Genomic DNA, 17,534 nt, shown 5'->3' with positions numbered 1-17,534 from the left:
CCGTGCAACACCCGACCGACACTGGAGCCCCCCATGCCCCACTACAGACGAATCCTGGTTCCCGTCGACGGCAGCGAACCTTCGAACCGCGCGCTCGTCACCGCCTTGCAGCTTGCGCGCGATGTCGGCGGCCGCGTGCTCGTGCTGCACGACATCAGTGACCTGCTCTACCTCAGTCCGTACAGCGATGCGCGGACCTTGATGGCGCTCGCGCATGACGAAGGCGAGCGCGTGGTGAAGGCGGCGCTGGACATCTGCGCGTCCGCGGGGGTGCCGGCCGAGAGCCGGCTGGTCACAGGCGTGGGGCACCGCCTGGGCGAGGTCGTCTCGGATGCCGCGGTGGCCTGGAACGCGGACCTCATCGTGCTGGGCAGCCACGGCCGCCGTGGACTGCAGCGGCTGCTCCTCGGCAGCGGCGCGGAGCAGATCCTGCGGCTGGCGCCCGTGGCGACCCTGGTGGTCCGGGAACGGACGCCCTCCCCGTCCTGAGAGGGGCCGCGCCGCAGCTCCTCACACCTGTGCCGCGCCGCCTTCCCACCACGTGCGGCCGGTCAGGGGCAACCGCAGCACGACCAGGCCGTCGGGGACCGCTGCGACCTTGAAGCCGGCACGGCGCGCCAGCGCGGCCATCGCGACGTTCTCCTCCAGGCACTGGCCCACCAGCTCGGACGTGCCACGCGTGCGCAGATAGGCGACCAGCTTGTCCAGCAGCCGGCGGCCGAGGCCGCGGTGCTGCCAGTCCTGCGCGACGTGGATGGCGAACTCGGCCTTCTCGTTGTCCGGATCGCACACGGCGCGCACCTCGCCCACCATGCGATCGCCGTCGAGGGCGATGAACGTCATGTCGCGGTCGTAGTCGATCTGGCAGTAGCGGGCGAGTTCGCTGTGCGGCACCTCGCGCCGCGAGTGGAAGAACCGCAGGCGCATCGAGCGCGGGTCGGCCGCCGCGTAGAACGACGCGAGGCGGGCTCCGTCCTCGGGACGGATCGGCCGCACCTGCAGGCGAACCGCGCCGATGTCCACCTGGTCTTCGAGGGTCGCCGGGTACGGCCGCAGCGCGAGCCGCGCATCCTGGGCCGCGTCCGGCCGGCGCACGCGGATGCGGGCGTCGAGGGCGAGCACGCCATCGGCATCCGCGACCAGCGGATTGATGTCCAGCTCGACGAGCGCCGGCAGGTCGGCCGCCAGTTGCGACACGCGCAGCATCGCATCCACCAGGGCCTGGTGGTTCACGCCCGGCCGGTCCCGGTAGCCCGCCAGCAAGGCGCCGACGCGGGTGCGCGCCACCATGTCGGTCGCCAGCCTGGCATTCATCGGTGGCAGTTCCATCGCCGTGTCCTTGCGCACCTCGACGCCGGTGCCGCCGATCCCGAACAGGATCACCGGCCCGAACACCGGATCGGTGGCGATGCCCAGGATCAACTCGTGGCCGTCGGAGCGCGGATGCGCCATCGGCTGCACGGTGAATCCCTGCACCCTTGCATGCGGGCTTGCGCGGGCGACGTGCTGGCGCATGAGGACGCAGGCGGTGCGCACGGCATCGGGCGAGTCGAGGTTCAGCGCGACGCCGCCCGCCTCCGATTTGTGCACGATCTGCGGCGCGACGATCTTCAGCGCCACGGGGAAGCCGAGGTCCATGGCGGCGCTCACGGCCTCCTCCGCATCGCGGACCTTGCGGGTGGGGATCACGGGGATGCCGTAGGCCCGCAGCACGTCCATCGCCTGCGCGGCATCGAGCCACTCGTGGCCGCTGGCCAGTGCCTCGTCCAGCGCACGCTGGGAGGCGGCGCGATCGGGCCGGACCTCCGGCGCCTGCGCCGACGGAAGCTCCAGCAAGGCGGCCTGGTGCCGGTGGTAGTGCACCAGCTGCATCCAGGCGTCCACCGCGCGTTCGGGGCTGGCATAGCAGGGCAGCCCCGCCGCGCCGAAGATGCGCTGTGCCGCCTGCACGATGGGGCCGCCAAGCCAGCAACTCAGCACCGGCTTGCCGGCGGCCTTCACGAGCGGCAGGCAGCCCTCGGCGATGGCCGCCGGGGGCACGATGGCGGTCGGCGCGTGCAGGAACAGGACGCCGTCCACTTCCGGCGCCGCCAGCAGGACCTGCAGCGCATCGCGGTACCGCTGCACGGGCGCATCGCCGACGATGTCGATGGGATTGCCATGCGACCAGCCGGGCGGCAGGCAGGCCTCGAGCGCCTGCGACGTCTGCGCGGACAGCTGCGCCAGCCCACCCTGCGCCAGGGCCAGGGCATCAGCGGCGAGCACGCCGGCGCCGCCGCCGTTGGTGACGATCGCCAGCCGCTCGCCCACCCAGGCCTTCTGGTGCGCAAGGGTCTGCGCCGCATCGAACAGTCCCTCCAGCGTGTCGACGCGCAGCATGCCGGCACGCCGCACGGCGGCATCGAACACGGCATCGGAGCCGGCCAGCGCGCCCGTGTGCGAGGCGGCTGCGCGGGCGCCCTCGGGCGCGCGACCGGCCTTCACGACGATCACCGGCTTGTTGCGGGCCGCCGCGCGCGCGGCGGACATGAACTTGCGGGCGTGCTTGACGGACTCCATGTACATCAGGATCGCCCCCGTGCCGGGCTCCACGGCCAGGTAGTCCAGCACGTCGCCGAAGTCCACGTCGGCGCTGTCGCCCAGCGAGACGAAGTGCGAGAACCCGATGTCCTGGCCATTGGCCCAGTCCAGCATCGCGGTCGCGAGCGCGCCCGACTGCGTGAGGAAGGCCAGCCGGCCGGGGTGCGCGTTCGCGGGCGCGAAGCTCGCATTGAGGCCGGCGCCGGGCACGAGCTCGCCGATGCAGTTCGGGCCGAGGACGCGAAGCAGGTGCGGCCTGGCCGCGTCGAGCATCGCCTGCTCCAGCGTGCGCTCGCCGTCCGGGCTGGCCTGCTTGAGGCCGGCCGTGATCACGACCGCGGCTCGCGTGCCCTTGCGCCCCAGCGCTTCGACGATGCCGGGCACCGCAGCGGGAGGCGTGCAGACGACGGCGAGGTCCGGCACGCCGGGCAGCGCCTCGACGCCAGCCACGATGTCGATGCCTTCCACCTTGCCGGCCTGCCGGTCGACGGCCCAGATGGGTCCGGCGAAGTCCCCCTGCAGCAGGTTGCGCAGCACGATGGCGCCGAGGTTCCCCTCGCGCGCCGAGACGCCCACGACAGCGACCGAGCGGGGAGCGAACAGGTGGTCGAGATGGCGGATGCTCATGGGGATTCCTCGGTCTGCAGCGGTGTCCCAGCGTAGGCAGCCGCCGGCCACCGCGTTTGCGCCAGGTCAATCCGGCTGCCTGCCAGCCGCCCAGAATGCAATCCGACTGGACCACACCCATGTCGACACTCACCACCGCGTACGTGCACCACATCGAGGAGCGGATCCTGGAGCGCCAGAAGGAGCTCGATGCGCGCCTGCACGCTGCTGTGCTGGCCGCAACCGGTGAAGCGTCGGGCGCGGCCGAGGTGCGGGACATGAAGGACGCCGCTGCCGAGGACTCGGATGCGGCCTTCGACGATGCCGCGCTGGCGCAGGCGGCCCGGGAACGCGACGAGCTCGCGGCGGCGCTGCGGCGCATCAGGCAAGGCAGCTACGGCGACTGCGCCGATTGCGGTCGGCCCATCCCCGTGCATCGCCTCGAAGCGATGCCCGCGGCGGCGCTGTGCGCAGAGTGCCAGGGGCGGCACGAGCACGCCGCCAGCCACTGGCGACCAGGCTAGCCGTGCGGCTCGTGCCAGGGCGTGGGGCGATCCAGCGAACCCATGCGCCCCCGCTGCGACGCCGGCGCATGCAGCGCCCGCAGTTGCTGCTCCAGGGCATCGATGCGGCGCAGGTAGTGCAGCAGCGCGCCCTGTGCCGCCAGGTCCAGTCCGAGCCGCTCGCCCAGCGTGAACACGAGGTGCAGGCCCATGGCCAGGCTGCCATCGGCCTGCGGCTGCTCGGCCAGGTCGGGATCCAGTCCGGCTGCGGCGAGCAGGTCACGGACCTCGGGGTGGTGCAACGCGCTCATGGTCATCTCCAGTGGCGTGGAGCCAATCTAGGCCCCAGTCATCGCGATCGCATGACGCGCATCAACCCGGGCCGACGCGCCCCGTCTCATCGCTGGCCGACGTAGGTGCCGGGCGCGGCGACCACGCGTCCGCCGAGGCGGGCACCGCGCACGGGCCGGGCCTGCACGCGCCCGCCCGCGTGCTGCCCCAGCCAGTCGTTCCAGCAGGTCCACCAGCTGCCGCGCGTGGGAGGCGGTGCGTGCGCGAGCCAGTCCTCCGGGTCCGGCGGCGCTGCTCCCTGCGGCAGGAACACATGGCGGTAGCTCGCTTCGGAAAAGGCCAGCGGGCCGGACGGCGGGCTCACGATGCCCACGTTGTGACCGCCAGAGACGAGCACGAAATCGGCCGGCGCGTGGGCGATGCGCAGCACCTTGTAGACCGAGCGCCAGGGCGAGACGTGGTCACGCTCCGTCGCCACCACGAACAGCGGGACCCGGATGTCGCTCAGGCTGATGGTTTCGCCCGCCACCTTGTAGCTGTCCTCGGCCAGCGCGTTCTCCAGGTACAGCCGCCGCAGGTACTCGCTGTGCATGCGGGCCGGCATGCGCGTCGCGTCGGCGTTCCACGCGCGAAGCGGCGTGACCGGCGTCTGCGCGCCCATCAGGTACTCGTGCACGAGCTTGGACCAGACCAGGTCCTTGGAATTGATCAACTGGAATGCGCCAGCCATCTCGCGCCCGTCGAGATAGCCGTGCCGGGCCATCAGGTCCTCCAGGAACGCGACCTGGCTCTCGTCGATGAACAGGCCGAGTTCACCCGGCTGCTCGAAGTCCACCTGCGCGGCGAGCAGCGTGATCGTCTTGAGCACCGCGTCGCCATGCCGGGCCAGGAGCGCGGCCGCGATGGCGAGCAGCGTTCCGCCCAGGCAGTAGCCGGCCGCGTGGACCTGCTGCCGCGGATGGCGCTTGCGCACGGCGGCCAGCGCGTCGAGCACGCCAAGCTGCAGGTAGTCGTCGAGGCCGATGTCGCGATCGCCGCTTCCGGGATTGCGCCACGACACCATGAACACGGTGTGGCCCTCGCCGACCAGGTAGCGCACCAGCGAGTCGTCCGGCGTGAGGTCGAGGATGTAGTACTTCATGATCCAGGACGGCACGATCAGCAGCGGCTCCTTGTCGGCCCGCACTGTCGACGGCTCGTACTGGATCAGCTCCATGAGGTGGTTGCGGTGCACCACCTTGCCCGGCGTGAGCGCGACGTGCTCACCGGGCCGGAACGCCTCCACGCCGCGAGGACTGCGGCCGGAGGCCACCGCGATCGCGTCGCGCCAGAAGTTGGCGGCACCGGCGACCAGGTTGACACCGCCGGTGGCGATCGTGCGAGCCAGCACTTCCGGATTCAGGGCGGCGCAGTTCGAGGGCGAGGCCATGTCCAGCAACTGCCGCACGGTGAATGCGGCGACCTCCTCATGGTGCCGTGACACGCCGCGCACGCCGTGGGTGGCTTCGTCCCACCACTGCTCCGTGAGCAGGAACGCCTCCGCGAGCGGCGCAAAGGCCGGCAGGGTCCAGTCGTGCTTCGCGAATCGCTTGTCGCCCGGCAGGGGCTCCACGGGGTCACCTCGCCCGCCGACCATGCCTGCGCCGCGAAGGCCAGCCACTGCAGCCACTTGCGCAGGGCGCTGGAGCCGAGCTGGGCCTGCTTGGACGGTGACACCAGCAGGTGCGTGAGCCAGTCCGCATGGGCCATCGCCAGCGATGCCGGCGAGATGCCGTGCGCCCAGCGGGCCAGCGCCGTCTTGAGCGGCAGGTCGAGTGGCGACGCCTCCGGCGAGGCGTCGATGAGCGATGGATGGGGCATGGGCCATGGTCGCCGGGCGCACGCCAGCCTTCTTGCGCCATGTCAACGACGCGCCACTCGCTCGCACACCGCGCGGCCCCGCGCTTACGATGCCTCCATGCTGCCGAAGGACATGCTGGCCATGGAGGCCGACCCGCAGGCGCACACGTTGTCGCCCGTGCGCAGGTCCGTGCCCGAACCAGGCCCGGGCGACATCCTGCTGCGCGTGCGCTGCTGCGGGGTCTGCCGCACGGACCTGCACCTCATCGACGGCGAGCTGCCAGCGCGCGGCGCCCGCATCGTGCCGGGCCACGAGGTCGTGGGCGAAGTGGTGGGCCTGGGTGCCGGCAGCCGCCGCTTTGCCGCCGGCCAGCGCGTTGGCGTGCCGTGGCTCGGGCACGCGTGCGGTTGCTGCCCGTTCTGCCTGGCGGGCCAGGAAAACCTGTGCGACCAGCCGCGCTTCACCGGCTACGACCGCGACGGCGGCTACGCGGAATACCTCGTGGCCGACGAGCGCTTCTGCCTCGCGCTACCCGATGCGGTCGACGATCTCCACGCGGCCCCGCTGCTGTGTGCCGGCCTCATCGGCTATCGGACGTGGCGCATGGCCGGCGGACCCGCACTGCATCGGCTGGGCCTGTGGGGCTTCGGCGCCGCGGCCCACATCGTGTGCCAGGTCGCGGTGGCCCGCGGCCAGCAGGTGCATGCGTTCACCCGGCCGGGCGACGTGGCCGCGCAGGACTTTGCCCGCAGCCTGGGTGCCACCTGGGCAGGCGGCAGCGACGAACGTGCGCCCTGCCTGCTGGACGCATCGCTGATCTTCGCGCCCGCCGGTGCCTTGGTGCCCGCGGCGCTGGCCGCGACGCGCAAGGGCGGCGTCGTGGTCTGTGGCGGCATCCACATGAGCGATATCCCCGCGTTCCCGTACGAGCTGCTCTGGGGCGAGCGGCAGCTGCGCTCGGTGGCCAATCTCACGCGCGCGGACGGCGAGGCGTTCTTCGCGCTGCTGCGGCAGGTGCCGGTGCGCACGCACGTGCAGCCCTATCCGCTGGCGCACGCGGCCGAGGCCGTGCAGGCGCTGCGTGCCGGTGCGTTGCAAGGTGCGGCGGTGCTGGTGCCGTGATGGCGGCCGGCACGCTCAGCGCACGGAGTAGCCGCGCCCGTCCATGCAGGCCTCGAACGCACGCTGGAACACGTCCTGGTCCGCGACGGCCCCCATCTGGGCGCCGGCCCACTGATTGCAGGCGGCGCGGTCGGCGTCGGCCTGCGCGGCCGACTGGCCGTTGCGGGGATAGACGATGAACGTCGGCGGCATGAGGACACCCTGCGCCGCCTCGGCACCGGGCGGCGGCGGCACGACCACGTAGCCTTCCGGCGCGGTCGCGTAGTAGACGCCGTTGGCGTAGTAGTAGGGCACGCCGCCGATCCACAGCGAGACGACCGCGGGCGGCAGGAACGGGACGCCGATGCCGGACGGCGGCGCGGCGACGACGTACCTCGCGCCCACGGGCCGGAACCAGACGCCGCCGTGGAAGAACCAGTTGCCGTCGCGCCAGCCGATGCTCACGCTGCCCACCGGCAGCGTCGCCACCGTGAAGCCCGGCGCGGGGTAGTAGAGGTCGTGCCGGTACCGCTGGTCCAGGTGCAGGGGCCCCCGCACCACGCCGGGTGCATGCAGCCGCGGCGGTGGCGCCTGCGGATGCGTCCTGGGCTGCGCATCGTGGGGCGCGGCATGGGCGGGTGCTGCCAGCGCGGCCGCGATCGCAAGGGACAGCGTGGGGACGAGGCGTTTCATCCCCGCATCGTGGGCGCGCAATCCCGCCCTGCCTTGATCCGCGTCATCTGAACATCAACCTGCCCGATCCGCCCCGGCCGTCACGCCGACCGTGCGACCGCGCCCACGCTCCAGGGCGCCCGTCAGCACCGAGGCCAGCAACACCGCCACCACGGCCGCCGCAGCCGCGGCGAGAAGCCCGGTCGCTGGCGGTACCGCGAAGCGCAGCAGCGCGCGCAGCGGCGGCCACACGATCGCGGTCACCACGACCAGCGCGGTTCCCCCACTGATGGCGACGAGTGCCCGCTGGGCTGCAGAGCGCCGGCCATGCGGCCCGGTGTTCACCCAGACCAGCAGCAGGTTGCCCGTGGTCAGGGCGACGACGCAGAGCGTGCGCGCCTGCGACTCGTCCAGCCAGCGCAGGCCGAGGACCGCGATCGCCAGCACCGCAGCCAGCAACAGCGCGCCTTCGAGCACGCCCTGGCGGAGGGTGGTCCGGCCTACCAGCGCGTCGCGCGCCGGACGGGGTGGCCGGCGCATGATGTCGCCACGCTCGGGCACGCCTTCGAAGGCGAAGGTGCACATGGGATCAACCACCATCTCGGTCAGCACGACGTGCGCGGGCAGCAGCATCGGCGGCATTCCGAAGACCAGCGGCAGCAGCGCGAGCCCCGCGATCGGCACATGGATGGCGACGATGTAGGTCGCGGCATGCCGCAGGTTGTCGAACGTGCGGCGGCCCGCGCGCACGCCGGCCAGGATGCTCGTGAGCTTCTCGTCCAGCAGCACCAGGCCTGCCGCCTCGCGGGCGACGTCGGTCCCGCGCCTGCCCATGGCGATGCCGACGTGCGCCGCCTTCAGCGCCGGCGCATCGTTCACGCCGTCGCCGGTCATCGCGACGACCTCCCCGTCGTCCTGCAGCGCCTGCACCAGCGCGAGCTTCTGGTGCGGCAGGATGCGGGCGAACACGCGCACCTGGCGCACGGCCTCGCGCAGCGCCTCCGGCGACATCGAGCCGAGCTGCTCGCCCGACAGCGCGCCGCCCCGCGTGTCGATGCCAGCCTGGCGCGCGACGGCCAGCGCGGTGGCCGCATGGTCGCCGGTGATCATCACCACGGCGATGCCCGCCGCGTGCGCGCGCGCCACCACCTCGGGGACGTCCGCGCGCAGCGGGTCTTCGAAGGCGACCAGCCCCAGGAACGTCAACGCGAACCCTTCCTGCCGATCGGGGAGCTCCTGTCCATCCAGGCGGCCGCCGGCGACCGCGAGCACCCGCAGCCCCTCGCCTGCCAGCGCATCGACGCGTTCGGCCAGCGCGCGCCGCCGCGGCGCATCGAGCCGGCAGAGCGTCGCGATGGCTTCGGCGGCGCCTTTGGTGGCGACCACCTGCACGCCATCGGCGCGTGTCCAGACCTGCGACATCGCCGGCAGCTCGGGCGCGAGGGCGTATTCGCGCCGGACGTTCCAGCCGGCATGGCGCGCGCCGAGCAGGGCGTCGCCGCGTTCGAGCAGCGCCAGGTCGAGCGGGTCGACGCCGCCGCGGCGCGAAGCCAGCATGGCATGTTCGAGGAGTGCTTCGGCCGAGGGCGGAAGCAACGCCGCCGACGCAAGGTCCACATCGGCATCGGCGGTGACCAGGCGGTCGAGGCGCTGCCGGTTCTCGGTCAGCGTGCCGGTCTTGTCCACGCACAGCACGGTGGTCGCGCCGAGCGCCTCGATCACCACCGGCCGGCGCGCGAGCACCTGCAGCCTGGCCATCCGCCATCCCGCCAGGCCGATGAAGATCGCCAGCACCATCGGGAACTCCTGCGGAAGCAGGGACATGGCGAACACGAGCGCGGACAGCAGCCCCTGCACCCAGTCCTGCATCGCGATCCCGTGCCAGAGCAGCAGGCACGCGCACAGGCCGATCGCCAGCCAGCCGAACCTGCGGACCAGGCGGCCGAGGTCGCGCTGCAGGGGCGTCGGTTCGGTGTCGATGGTTGCCAGCGAGGCACCGACGCGGCCCATCTGGGTCTGCCGCCCCGTACACGTGACGCGGGCGACGCCATGTCCGCCGACGACCAGCGTGCCGGCAAACACGTGCGCGGAATCCTCGCCGCCGGGGACGGCATCCTCCAGCGCGGCCGGATCGGCACGCTTGCGCACCGGCATCGACTCGCCCGTGAGGAGCGATTCGTCCACCTGGAGCGCCTGGGCGTCGTGCAGCACCGCATCGGCGGCGATGCGCTCGCCTTCGGCCACAAGCATCAGGTCGCCGGGGACGACGCCGGCCGAGGGGATGCGCTGGACCTCGCCATCGCGCACGACGCGCACGTGCCGCACCGCGAGCGCCCTGAGCGCCTGCAAGGCCGTCTCGCCGCGGTACTGCTGCCACATCACCAGCCCGACGGACACGACTGCGAAGAAGCTGAGGAGCAGCCCCTCCGCGAGGTCGCCGATCAGGAGGTAGACGGCGGCGGCGGCCAGCAGCAGCAGGAACATCGGCTCCGAGGCGACGCTGGCCAACACGGTCCTGAGCCGGTGGTCCTCCGTCTCGTCGGACGCGTTCGGACCGAACTGCCTCAGCCGGTCCTGCGCCTCCGACGCCGTCAACCCCATGGAGGCGTCATGCATCGTCCGGACTGTACGAGCGACCCTCGCCTCTCCCTTGACGGCGATCAAGCGTCGACCGGCAGGGCCGCCTAAAGTCGCGCCGCATGAGCGCTCCGGACAGCGCGAGGTGCCCGAACGCCATGACTGTCCTGCTGGTCGACTGGATCGAGCATTACGGCTACCTGGCCGTCCTGCTGGGGACGCTGCTCGAGGGAGAAGCCATCCTGATGCTGGCCGGCTTCCTCGCGCACCAGGGGCACCTCGACCTGGGCGCGGTCCTGCTGATCGCATTCGTCGCCGGCAGCACCGGTGACCAGCTGTTCTTCTGGCTCGGGCGCGCCTGGGGGCCCCCGCTGCTGGAACGCTCGGCCAGGCTGGCGCGCGCCGGCGAGCAGGTCGGCACGCTGCTGCGCTGCTACGACGCCGCCCTGATCTTCGGAATCAGGTTCATGTACGGGCTGCGCATCGCAGGGCCGATCGCCCTGGGCGCGCTGGGCGTGTCGCCTCGCCGGTTCGCGGTGTTCAACGTGCTGGGCGCGGCGGTCTGGGCACCGCTGGTCGGCGGGGCCGGCTATCTCTCGGGGCATGCCCTGGAAGCATGGCTCGGCGACCTGCAGTGGCTGGAGGGCCTGCTGGTGGTCCTCGTCGCGGGCGGCGCGCTGATCCTCGCCGTCGCCCACCGATGGTGGCTGGCAAGACCGGGCGGCGCGCCGAGGCGATGACGGCCGTCGTGGCGCTTCCGGCCACGCCGATGCCTCAATGCACGTCCAGGCGCGTGACCGTGACTTCCCAGGGGCTGCCCCGCAGCCGTTCATTGCAACTGGCGAGCACGGGGCCGAGGCGGGCCATCACGCGGGCTGCATGCTGGCGGGTCACGAAGCAGATCTGCTGCTGTCCGTCGTCGCGCGGCATGCTGACCTGCCGGGCCACGCAGCTGCAGGCGAGGAGCACGCAGGACATGGCGTCGAACGCTGTTGCTGCGTCCGCCGCGGCCTCGGCGCGCGGCGCGCCCTGGTCGCCTCGCTGGACGAGCCGCACGGCATAGCGGCGCTCGAGGATCTGCCGCGGCACGGTCTCGCGCGGCAGCGTCGCGCGCTCGAGCTGGGACATCATGATCGACCAGACGCGGTCGGGGCTTGCAGACGAGCTGTTGCTGGACACCAGCATGGAATACCTCCGGGACGAACGCCGATGGTCGGCAGCGGCCCCTGGCCGCGGTGTAGGAGGCCACCGACGACGGGCGGCCAACCCGCTCCGGGTTGATCCACGTCAAATCGACGGCCGCAGCTCAGCGGAACGCGATGCGCTGCACCCGGGCCTGTAGAAACACCGCTTGAGCTTGCGCAAGGGCAAGGCGACACGCCTGCGGCAGGATGCGCGCATGCGCCCTCGCTCTCTTCGTCTCCCGTGTTCTTTCGCGCTGCTGTTAGCCGCATGGCTGGGCGCCTGCGGCGCCGTGCACGCTGCGGACGCCTGCGCGTCCGTCGAAGCACCACCGCCCAGCTTCCGCGCGGCCGTCAGCCGGGTCGCACCCAGCGTGGTCGAACTGGTCGTGCTGCGCGACCACGAGGATGCGCCGCCCGAGGATGATGCGGCCGTGCTGCTCGCGCCCGCGCAGCTTCCGCTGCCGGGCGGCGCCGCCATCGACCGGGCCGTGTCGTCGGGCTTCTTCCTCGGCAGCGACGGGGATCTGCTCACGACCGCCCATTCGGTCGAGGGCTCGCGGTCGATCCGCGTCTACACGGCAACGGGCCAGGCGCTGGAAGCGCGCGTGGTGGGCATCGATGCCGGTGCCGACCTGGCTCTGCTGCACGTGACGGCCGGCCACGCGCCGGGCGTCGACCTGGCCAGTGCGACGCAGCCCGTGTGCGCCGGTGACTGGGTCGCGGCCGTCGGGGCGCCGTTCGGCTTTGCCCAGAGCGCCAGCGTCGGCGTGGTGAGCAGCTATCCGCGTTTCGTGCCGATCGCCAGCGACTACCCGCTGATCCAGACCGACGCCGCCGTGAACCCCGGCAATTCCGGCGGCCCCCTGGTCGATGCGGCAGGCCGCGTCGTCGGCATCAATACCATGATCTTCTCGGACGCGGGCGGCTCGGTGGGGATGTCGTTCGCGTTGCCGATCCAGACGGCGCTGCGCGTCGTCGACGCGTTGCGGGCCGGCCGTGCACCCTGGCGCTCCGCCATCGGCGTGCACACGCAGCCTCTCACCCCCAACCTGGCGCGCGCCTTCGGCATGCCCGAGGTGCAGGGCACGCTGGTGGCCGAAGTGCGGCCGGGCAGCCCCGCCGCCGCCGCCGGACTCGTGCCCGGCAACGTGGTCGCCGCCATCGACGGCCAGCCGGCGAGCCTCGCGATCGACGACGTGCCGCTCGCCACCGGCCGCACGCTGCGGCTCACCGTCTGGCGCCAGGGGCGCCACGAGGACATCGACGTTCGCCTCGAACCGCCGACGAATGCTGCGGCGGCGAAGGCGCTGCCGCCGGCACCACGCCTCGGCCTCGAACTCGCGCCGGCGCGCACCGCCGGCGACCTTCATCGCGGCGTGCTGGTCGAAGCGGCATCTGGGCCGGCCCTGATCGCCGGCATCGTCCCCGGCGACCGCGTGTGCGGCATCGGCGGTCGCGCCGTCGCATCGCGCGACGACTTCGACCGCACGCTGGCCGCCGCACCGCCGGGCGACGGCGTGGCCCTGCTCGTCTGCCGGGGCTCGCGGGCAGGCTACCTCGTGGTGCAGCGGCGATAGGGCGCCGCTCCCGGGCTCAGTCGACCGTCTCGAACGCCTGCGCCAGCGCCTGCACGTCGTGGATGCGCACGTGCTTGCGGTCGACCTCGAGCACGCCCTGCCGCTGCAGGGCCGAGAAGGCGCGGCTCACGGTCTCCAGCGTCATGCCGAGGTAGCTGCCGATCTCGGCCCTCGACATGCGCAAGTGGAATTCGCTGGCCGAGTAACCGCGTTCGGCCATGCGGCGCGAGATGTTCAGCAGGAAGCCCTGCAGGCGATGGCCCGCATCCGAGTCACCGAGCAGGGTCATGTGCTCCTGCTCGCGGACGATTTCGCGGCTCAGCAGCCGCGTGATCACTTGCTGGACGCGCGCGCTGCGGCGCGCCAGCTCGCAGAGCGTCGCGAAGTGGATGGTGCAGACCTGCGACGCCTCGAGGGCGTGCACGCTGCTGGCGTGCGTTCCCGTCGCCAGCCCGTCCAGCCCGAGGACCTCCCCGGCGACCGGGAACCCGGTCACCTGCTCGCGTCCATCGCGCGACAGGATGCTGGACTTGAGTGTTCCCATCCGCACGGCATAGATGAACCTGGCGTCCTCGCCTTCGTGGTAGAGCGCCTCTCCTTCCTGCAGCCGCCGCTGGGCGAACGTCATGCCGTCCATCAGCGCCAGGTCGCTCGGCTCCAGCCCGCCGGGCAGGCACAGGCCCTTGAAGCGGCAACTGGAGCACTGCGCGCCCGTGGACTCCTGGGCGGTCTCCATGCGAACGATGGGAAATGCGCGGAACGCGGCGGACACCGGGTGAGTGATGGTCTGCATGGTGGCCCTCCTGGGCATTGGCGACGATCTCACTCTCGTTGCTGCCGGCCTGCCTCGCCATCGGTGTCGTCCGGAACTGGGGGGTGCGCCGGCTGAGGGGGACTAGGAATCGTCCTAGCCGACCGTTGAGTGCGCCTGCGTCGGGCTTGACGCCGATCAACACGCGGCACGGGGGCGCGGCCTATGGTCGAGGACTACTGCCTGGAGGACCCATGTACAAGCGCATCCTCGTCCCGACCGACGGGTCGACCCTGTCCCGCAAGGCCGCGCGCAGCGCGATCGACCTTGCAGCCACCATGGGGGCCGAGGTGGTGGCGCTGCACGTGGTGCCGCGTTACCCGCTCTCCCTGGTCGAAGGCGCCATCGGCGTCCTGCCCCGCGACGCCGCGCAGATCGAGAAGAAGTGGGCGGTGCGCGGACAGGCGATGGCCGACGAGGTCGGTCATGCCGCAGAGAAGGTGGGCGTGAAGGCCAAGGCCATCACGGTGCGGTCCAACCTGGTTGCCGAAGCCATCGTGGGCGCGGCCCGCAAGAACAAGTGCGACCTCGTGGTGATGGCCTCCCACGGCCGCAAGGGCATCAAGCGGCTCCTGCTCGGCAGCGAGACGCAGCACGTGCTGACGCACGGGGCGATTCCGGTGCTGGTCCTGCGATAGTCCGCGCCGCTCAGTCGCGCTGGCGCAAGGCCGTCGCGGATGCCGCTGCCTGCTGCGCAGCGCGCACCGGCGGGCGCGCCAGCAGCTGCAGCAGGCGTTCGGCCTGCAGGGGCTTGGCCAGCAGGTCGTCGAATCCGGCCTCCATGCCCTTCTGGTGGCTGGCCGCATCGCCATAGCCGGTGACGGCCAGCAGGAAGGTGCCGCGGTGCAGTTCCATGGCCCTGAGAGCACGCGCGACGCCATAGCCGTCCAGCCCGGGCAGCCCGATGTCGCAGACGACGGCGTCGAAGCGCATGTCGGCGGCGACGTCCACCGCGACATCGCCCGCATGCGCCACCACCACCCGGTGGCCGGACATCTCCAGGACCATCCGCAGGACGTCGGCGGCATCGGTGTTGTCCTCGACCAGCAGGATGTCCAGCGCACGGTCGTCGGCGCCCGCGTCGCCGCCTGGCTGTGCCGCGCCGGCCAGCGGCTGGCGCAGCAGCGGCAGCCGCACCTCGAAACGGCTGCCCCGCCCCTTGCCGTCGGATTGCGCGTGCACGCTGCCGCCGTGCAGTTCCACCAGGCTGCGCACCATCGACAGGCCGAGGCCGAGACCACCCGCGGCGCGGTCGAGCGAGCGATCGCCCTGCACGAACGGCTCGAAGATGGAGCCCAGGTCCGCCGCCGCGATGCCGTCGCCTTCGTCGTCCAGCCGCAGGCGTGCATCGGCGCCGTCGTGGTCGAGCGTGACACGCACGCGGCCACCCGCGAACGAGTACTTCACCGCGTTGTCCAGCAGGTTGTCGGTGACCTGCCGCAGCCGCGTGGCGTCGCCCTGGATCCACACGGCGTCCGCAGCGTCGCACGACAGCGCGATGTTGCGAGCGCTGGCGACGGCGCGGTGCGCATCGACGGCCTGGCGCACGACCTCGCGCAAGTCGACTGCCTCGTGCTCCAGCTCGATCATCCCGCGGTTCATCCGCGTGACATCCAGCAGCTGCTCGATGAGGCGCCCCATGTGCGCCACCTGCTTGTCGACCAGCGCGGCGATGACCATCCGCCGCTCGCGCGGCAGGTCGGCCGCCTGGATCATGTGCGCCGCATAGCGCACCGGCGCGAGCGGATTGCGCAGCTCGTGCGCGAGCATCGCCATGAATTCGTCCTTGCGCCGTGCCTGGTCCAGCTGCGACTTCAGCAGGTCGCGGACCTCGAACTGGCGCCGGCGCGCGCGCACCGCCAATGCCACCGCCGAGACCAGCGCCTCGGGCGCCATCGGCCGCGTGAGGACCGCCAGGTTGCCCAGCCCGTCCAGCCGCTGGAGCACCGAGGCGTCGTGGCGCAGCGTGACGACGAACACCGGCAGGTCCGACCACGCCGATTGCGCGGACAGTGTCTCGCGCAGCGCGGGCAGCAGCGCATCGGTGAGGCATTCCTCCGCGATCAGCAGCGCCGACGCGCCATCGCACAGGCGGCCCAGCAGGTCCTCGTCGGACGTGCACCGGTGGCAGGAATGCCCGGCGCGCGTCAGGATGCTGCACGAGAGCGCCCCGTCGCGGCCGGGGGCGTGGATCAGCACCGGCGGCAACTCTGGCGCCGGCTTGGCCTTCACCTCGCCGCTCATGCCTTCAGCTGCTCCGTGGGGCCACCCCAGCTGGGCTGCCCGGTCAGGACGCCGTGGAACTCGCTCAGCGCGGCGCCGAACTGCACGCCGGGCGGCGAGATGGTCATCTCGCGGATCAGCACCTCGTGCGGGCCGCAGCGCCTCTTCACGACGGAGATCGCGCGGCGCACCGCGCCAGCGGCCTCGAAGTACCGGATCAGGATCGCCGCGTCGGCCAGGTAGCTGACGTCCACCGGCGCGCCCGGCTGGTCGCCGATCACGCCGTGCAGGTTCAGCGTGAGCACGGTGACCACGTTGCGCAGCGACAGGTAGGTCAGCAGCTCGTGCATGTGCATCGCCAGGTGCTTCTCGTCGGGCATGCCCGTGAGATAGCCGTTCAGCGAATCGATCACGATGATCCGCGCGTCTTCCTGTTCGACGGCCCGCCGCACCTTGTGGGCGAATTCGCCGGGCGAGAACTCCGCCGGGTCGACCTGCACGACGTCGAGCACGCCGCTGTCGACGAGGCGGCCGACCTGCATGTGCAGGCCCTCGGCACGCGAGAAGAACGCGCGCCGCGTCTCGTCGAACAGGTACACGACGCCGTGCTCGCCGCGCAGCGCGGCGGCCTCCAGGTATTGCGAGCAGAGCGTGCTCTTGCCGGCGCCCGAGGGCCCCATCACCAGGAGGCTGGAGCCGCGGTCGAGGCCCCCGCCCATCATCTGGTCCAGTTCGGGGATGCCGCTGGCCACCTCGGTGCGGTCGGAGGCGACGGCGTGCTCGCCCGCCACCAGCCGCGGGTAGATGACGATGCCGCCGGTTTCGATCGCGATGTCGTGGAAGCCTTCCCTGTACTTCACGCCGCGCAGCTTGTGCACGCGCAGGCGGCGGCGCGGCTTGCCGTAGTCGGGCGCGTGCTGGTACAGCGCGATGATCCCGTGCACCACGCCCTCGCCGGCCGGATCGCTGGGCGAATCGAGGCCGTGCTCCTGGATCAGCAGCACCGTGGCGCCGAGTTCGGCAAAGTGCTCGCGCAGCTGCAGCAGCTGCCGCCGGTAGCGCAGCGGGTCGCGGGCCAGCAGCTTGACGTCGGAGAACGGGTCGAACACGACCCGCTGGGGCCGCACGCGCTGGGCGACATCGACGATCGACTGGATGACGTCGGAGAGTTCGACGTCGCCCGGCGCGAAGAACGAGTATTCGGGCTCGAGCAGGCCACCCGCCGCGCCGCTCTCGGCGACGTTGACGATCTCGATGCCCCGCAGGTCCCAGCCGTGCGAGTCGGCGGCGCTGCGCAGCTGCGTCTCGGTCTCGGCCAGCGTGCACCACAGCACCTTCTCGCCGGCACGCGCGCCTTCCATGAGGAACTGCAGGCCGAGCGTCGTCTTGCCGGCGCCGGAGGCGCCTTCGACCAGGTAGAGATGTCCCGCCGGCAGGCCGCCGGCCAGCACATGGTCCAGTCCGGGCACGCCCGTGGGCACCCGCTTGTCGGCCTCAGCCATCGCTCTCCTTGCGCCCAGGCAAATGCGCAGGCCGAAGCGGCGGATTATGGGTGCGCGCGTAGCCCAT

At 72.0% G+C, this 17,534-nt stretch carries 15 protein-coding genes and 1 pseudogene; 6 read left to right on the top strand and 10 right to left on the bottom strand.

Annotated elements, in window-relative coordinates; genetic code table 11:
• The first annotated feature begins 33 nt into the window (after positions 1 to 33).
• Positions 34 to 489: a universal stress protein gene (locus ACPWT1_RS08490; protein ID WP_427914933.1), complete on the top strand. Its 456-nt coding sequence runs from the start codon at positions 34 to 36 to the stop codon at positions 487 to 489.
• Positions 490 to 510: 21 nt separating this feature from the next.
• Here ACPWT1_RS08490 and ACPWT1_RS08485 read toward each other — a convergent pair whose 3' ends face one another.
• Positions 511 to 3,207, bottom strand: coding sequence for a GNAT family N-acetyltransferase (locus ACPWT1_RS08485; RefSeq protein WP_427914932.1), 2,697 nt, complete (start codon positions 3,205 to 3,207; stop codon positions 511 to 513).
• A gap of 119 nt (positions 3,208 to 3,326) precedes the next feature.
• On the opposite strand from ACPWT1_RS08485, the gene ACPWT1_RS08480 reads away from it, so the two are divergent.
• Positions 3,327 to 3,710, top strand: coding sequence for a TraR/DksA family transcriptional regulator (locus ACPWT1_RS08480; protein WP_427914931.1), 384 nt, complete (start codon positions 3,327 to 3,329; stop codon positions 3,708 to 3,710).
• Here ACPWT1_RS08480 and ACPWT1_RS08475 read toward each other — a convergent pair.
• The 3 genes and pseudogenes from ACPWT1_RS08475 to ACPWT1_RS08465 all read right to left on the bottom strand — a co-directional run.
• Positions 3,707 to 4,000, bottom strand: coding sequence for a hypothetical protein (locus tag ACPWT1_RS08475; RefSeq protein WP_427914930.1), 294 nt, complete (start codon positions 3,998 to 4,000; stop codon positions 3,707 to 3,709). The two genes, ACPWT1_RS08480 and ACPWT1_RS08475, sit on opposite strands and share 4 nt — an antisense overlap.
• 86 nt (positions 4,001 to 4,086) lie before the next feature.
• Complete coding sequence (locus ACPWT1_RS08470) at positions 4,087 to 5,592, bottom strand: PHA/PHB synthase family protein (protein WP_427914929.1); 1,506 nt, start codon at positions 5,590 to 5,592, stop codon at positions 4,087 to 4,089.
• Positions 5,593 to 5,741: 149 nt separating this feature from the next.
• Positions 5,742 to 5,840, bottom strand: a pseudogene (locus ACPWT1_RS08465) (hypothetical protein); the annotation flags it as partial.
• A 112-nt stretch (positions 5,841 to 5,952) separates the two neighbouring features.
• On the opposite strand from ACPWT1_RS08465, the gene ACPWT1_RS08460 reads away from it, so the two are divergent.
• Positions 5,953 to 6,942 (top strand): zinc-dependent alcohol dehydrogenase family protein, encoded by a 990-nt coding sequence (locus ACPWT1_RS08460; protein ID WP_427915526.1) that lies wholly within the window; start codon positions 5,953 to 5,955, stop codon positions 6,940 to 6,942.
• 15 nt (positions 6,943 to 6,957) lie between these two features.
• On the opposite strand, the gene ACPWT1_RS08455 is transcribed toward ACPWT1_RS08460, so the two are convergent.
• Both ACPWT1_RS08455 and ACPWT1_RS08450 read right to left on the bottom strand, forming a co-directional pair.
• Positions 6,958 to 7,614 (bottom strand): DUF6515 family protein, encoded by a 657-nt coding sequence (locus tag ACPWT1_RS08455; RefSeq protein WP_427914928.1) that lies wholly within the window; start codon positions 7,612 to 7,614, stop codon positions 6,958 to 6,960.
• Between the two features lie 54 nt (positions 7,615 to 7,668).
• Positions 7,669 to 10,209 (bottom strand): cation-translocating P-type ATPase, encoded by a 2,541-nt coding sequence (locus ACPWT1_RS08450; protein WP_427914927.1) that lies wholly within the window; start codon positions 10,207 to 10,209, stop codon positions 7,669 to 7,671.
• A gap of 119 nt (positions 10,210 to 10,328) precedes the next feature.
• Between ACPWT1_RS08450 and ACPWT1_RS08445 the strand changes: the two genes are divergently transcribed.
• A complete protein-coding gene (locus ACPWT1_RS08445) occupies positions 10,329 to 10,910 on the top strand; it encodes a DedA family protein (protein WP_427914926.1) in 582 nt (193 codons plus the stop codon).
• 34 nt (positions 10,911 to 10,944) lie between these two features.
• Here the strand turns inward: ACPWT1_RS08445 and ACPWT1_RS08440 are convergent, their stop codons facing one another.
• Positions 10,945 to 11,355, bottom strand: coding sequence for a hypothetical protein (locus ACPWT1_RS08440; protein WP_427914925.1), 411 nt, complete (start codon positions 11,353 to 11,355; stop codon positions 10,945 to 10,947).
• 289 nt (positions 11,356 to 11,644) lie between these two features.
• Between ACPWT1_RS08440 and ACPWT1_RS08435 the strand changes: the two genes are divergently transcribed.
• Positions 11,645 to 12,931: a trypsin-like peptidase domain-containing protein gene (locus tag ACPWT1_RS08435; RefSeq protein WP_427914924.1), complete on the top strand. Its 1,287-nt coding sequence runs from the start codon at positions 11,645 to 11,647 to the stop codon at positions 12,929 to 12,931.
• A gap of 16 nt (positions 12,932 to 12,947) precedes the next feature.
• Here the strand turns inward: ACPWT1_RS08435 and ACPWT1_RS08430 are convergent, their stop codons facing one another.
• A complete protein-coding gene (locus ACPWT1_RS08430; RefSeq protein ID WP_427914923.1) occupies positions 12,948 to 13,724 on the bottom strand; it encodes a helix-turn-helix domain-containing protein in 777 nt (258 codons plus the stop codon).
• 212 nt (positions 13,725 to 13,936) lie between these two features.
• On the opposite strand from ACPWT1_RS08430, the gene ACPWT1_RS08425 reads away from it, so the two are divergent.
• Positions 13,937 to 14,380 (top strand): universal stress protein, encoded by a 444-nt coding sequence (locus ACPWT1_RS08425; RefSeq protein WP_427914922.1) that lies wholly within the window; start codon positions 13,937 to 13,939, stop codon positions 14,378 to 14,380.
• Positions 14,381 to 14,390: 10 nt separating this feature from the next.
• Here ACPWT1_RS08425 and ACPWT1_RS08420 read toward each other — a convergent pair whose 3' ends face one another.
• Positions 14,391 to 15,986, bottom strand: coding sequence for an ATP-binding response regulator (locus tag ACPWT1_RS08420; protein ID WP_427914921.1), 1,596 nt, complete (start codon positions 15,984 to 15,986; stop codon positions 14,391 to 14,393).
• Positions 15,983 to 17,467, bottom strand: coding sequence for an ATPase domain-containing protein (locus ACPWT1_RS08415; protein WP_427914920.1), 1,485 nt, complete (start codon positions 17,465 to 17,467; stop codon positions 15,983 to 15,985). Before ACPWT1_RS08415 ends, ACPWT1_RS08420 begins: the two co-directional genes overlap by 4 nt.
• Positions 17,468 to 17,534: the final 67 nt, after the last annotated feature.

The sequence above is a fragment of the Ramlibacter sp. MMS24-I3-19 genome (assembly GCF_050320135.1).
GTDB lineage: Bacteria > Pseudomonadota > Gammaproteobacteria > Burkholderiales > Burkholderiaceae_C > Ramlibacter.
Note: the sequence above shows the minus strand (reverse complement) of the source record. Positions and strands in the feature narration are given on the sequence as shown.

Bases quoted from the DNA above. Each gene is read 5' to 3' on its own strand.
- ACPWT1_RS08490 (WP_427914933.1), top strand. From the start codon at position 34: ATGCCCCACTACAGACGAATCCTGGTTCCCGTCGACGGCAGCGAACCT.
- ACPWT1_RS08485 (WP_427914932.1), bottom strand. From the start codon at position 3,207: ATGAGCATCCGCCATCTCGACCACCTGTTCGCTCCCCGCTCGGTCGCT.
- ACPWT1_RS08480 (WP_427914931.1), top strand. From the start codon at position 3,327: ATGTCGACACTCACCACCGCGTACGTGCACCACATCGAGGAGCGGATC.
- ACPWT1_RS08475 (WP_427914930.1), bottom strand. From the start codon at position 4,000: ATGAGCGCGTTGCACCACCCCGAGGTCCGTGACCTGCTCGCCGCAGCC.
- ACPWT1_RS08460 (WP_427915526.1), top strand. From the start codon at position 5,953: ATGCTGGCCATGGAGGCCGACCCGCAGGCGCACACGTTGTCGCCCGTG.
- ACPWT1_RS08455 (WP_427914928.1), bottom strand. From the start codon at position 7,614: ATGAAACGCCTCGTCCCCACGCTGTCCCTTGCGATCGCGGCCGCGCTG.
- ACPWT1_RS08450 (WP_427914927.1), bottom strand. From the start codon at position 10,209: ATGCATGACGCCTCCATGGGGTTGACGGCGTCGGAGGCGCAGGACCGG.
- ACPWT1_RS08445 (WP_427914926.1), top strand. From the start codon at position 10,329: ATGACTGTCCTGCTGGTCGACTGGATCGAGCATTACGGCTACCTGGCC.
- ACPWT1_RS08440 (WP_427914925.1), bottom strand. From the start codon at position 11,355: ATGCTGGTGTCCAGCAACAGCTCGTCTGCAAGCCCCGACCGCGTCTGG.
- ACPWT1_RS08430 (WP_427914923.1), bottom strand. From the start codon at position 13,724: ATGCAGACCATCACTCACCCGGTGTCCGCCGCGTTCCGCGCATTTCCC.
- ACPWT1_RS08425 (WP_427914922.1), top strand. From the start codon at position 13,937: ATGTACAAGCGCATCCTCGTCCCGACCGACGGGTCGACCCTGTCCCGC.
- ACPWT1_RS08420 (WP_427914921.1), bottom strand. From the start codon at position 15,986: ATGAGCGGCGAGGTGAAGGCCAAGCCGGCGCCAGAGTTGCCGCCGGTG.
- ACPWT1_RS08415 (WP_427914920.1), bottom strand. From the start codon at position 17,467: ATGGCTGAGGCCGACAAGCGGGTGCCCACGGGCGTGCCCGGACTGGAC.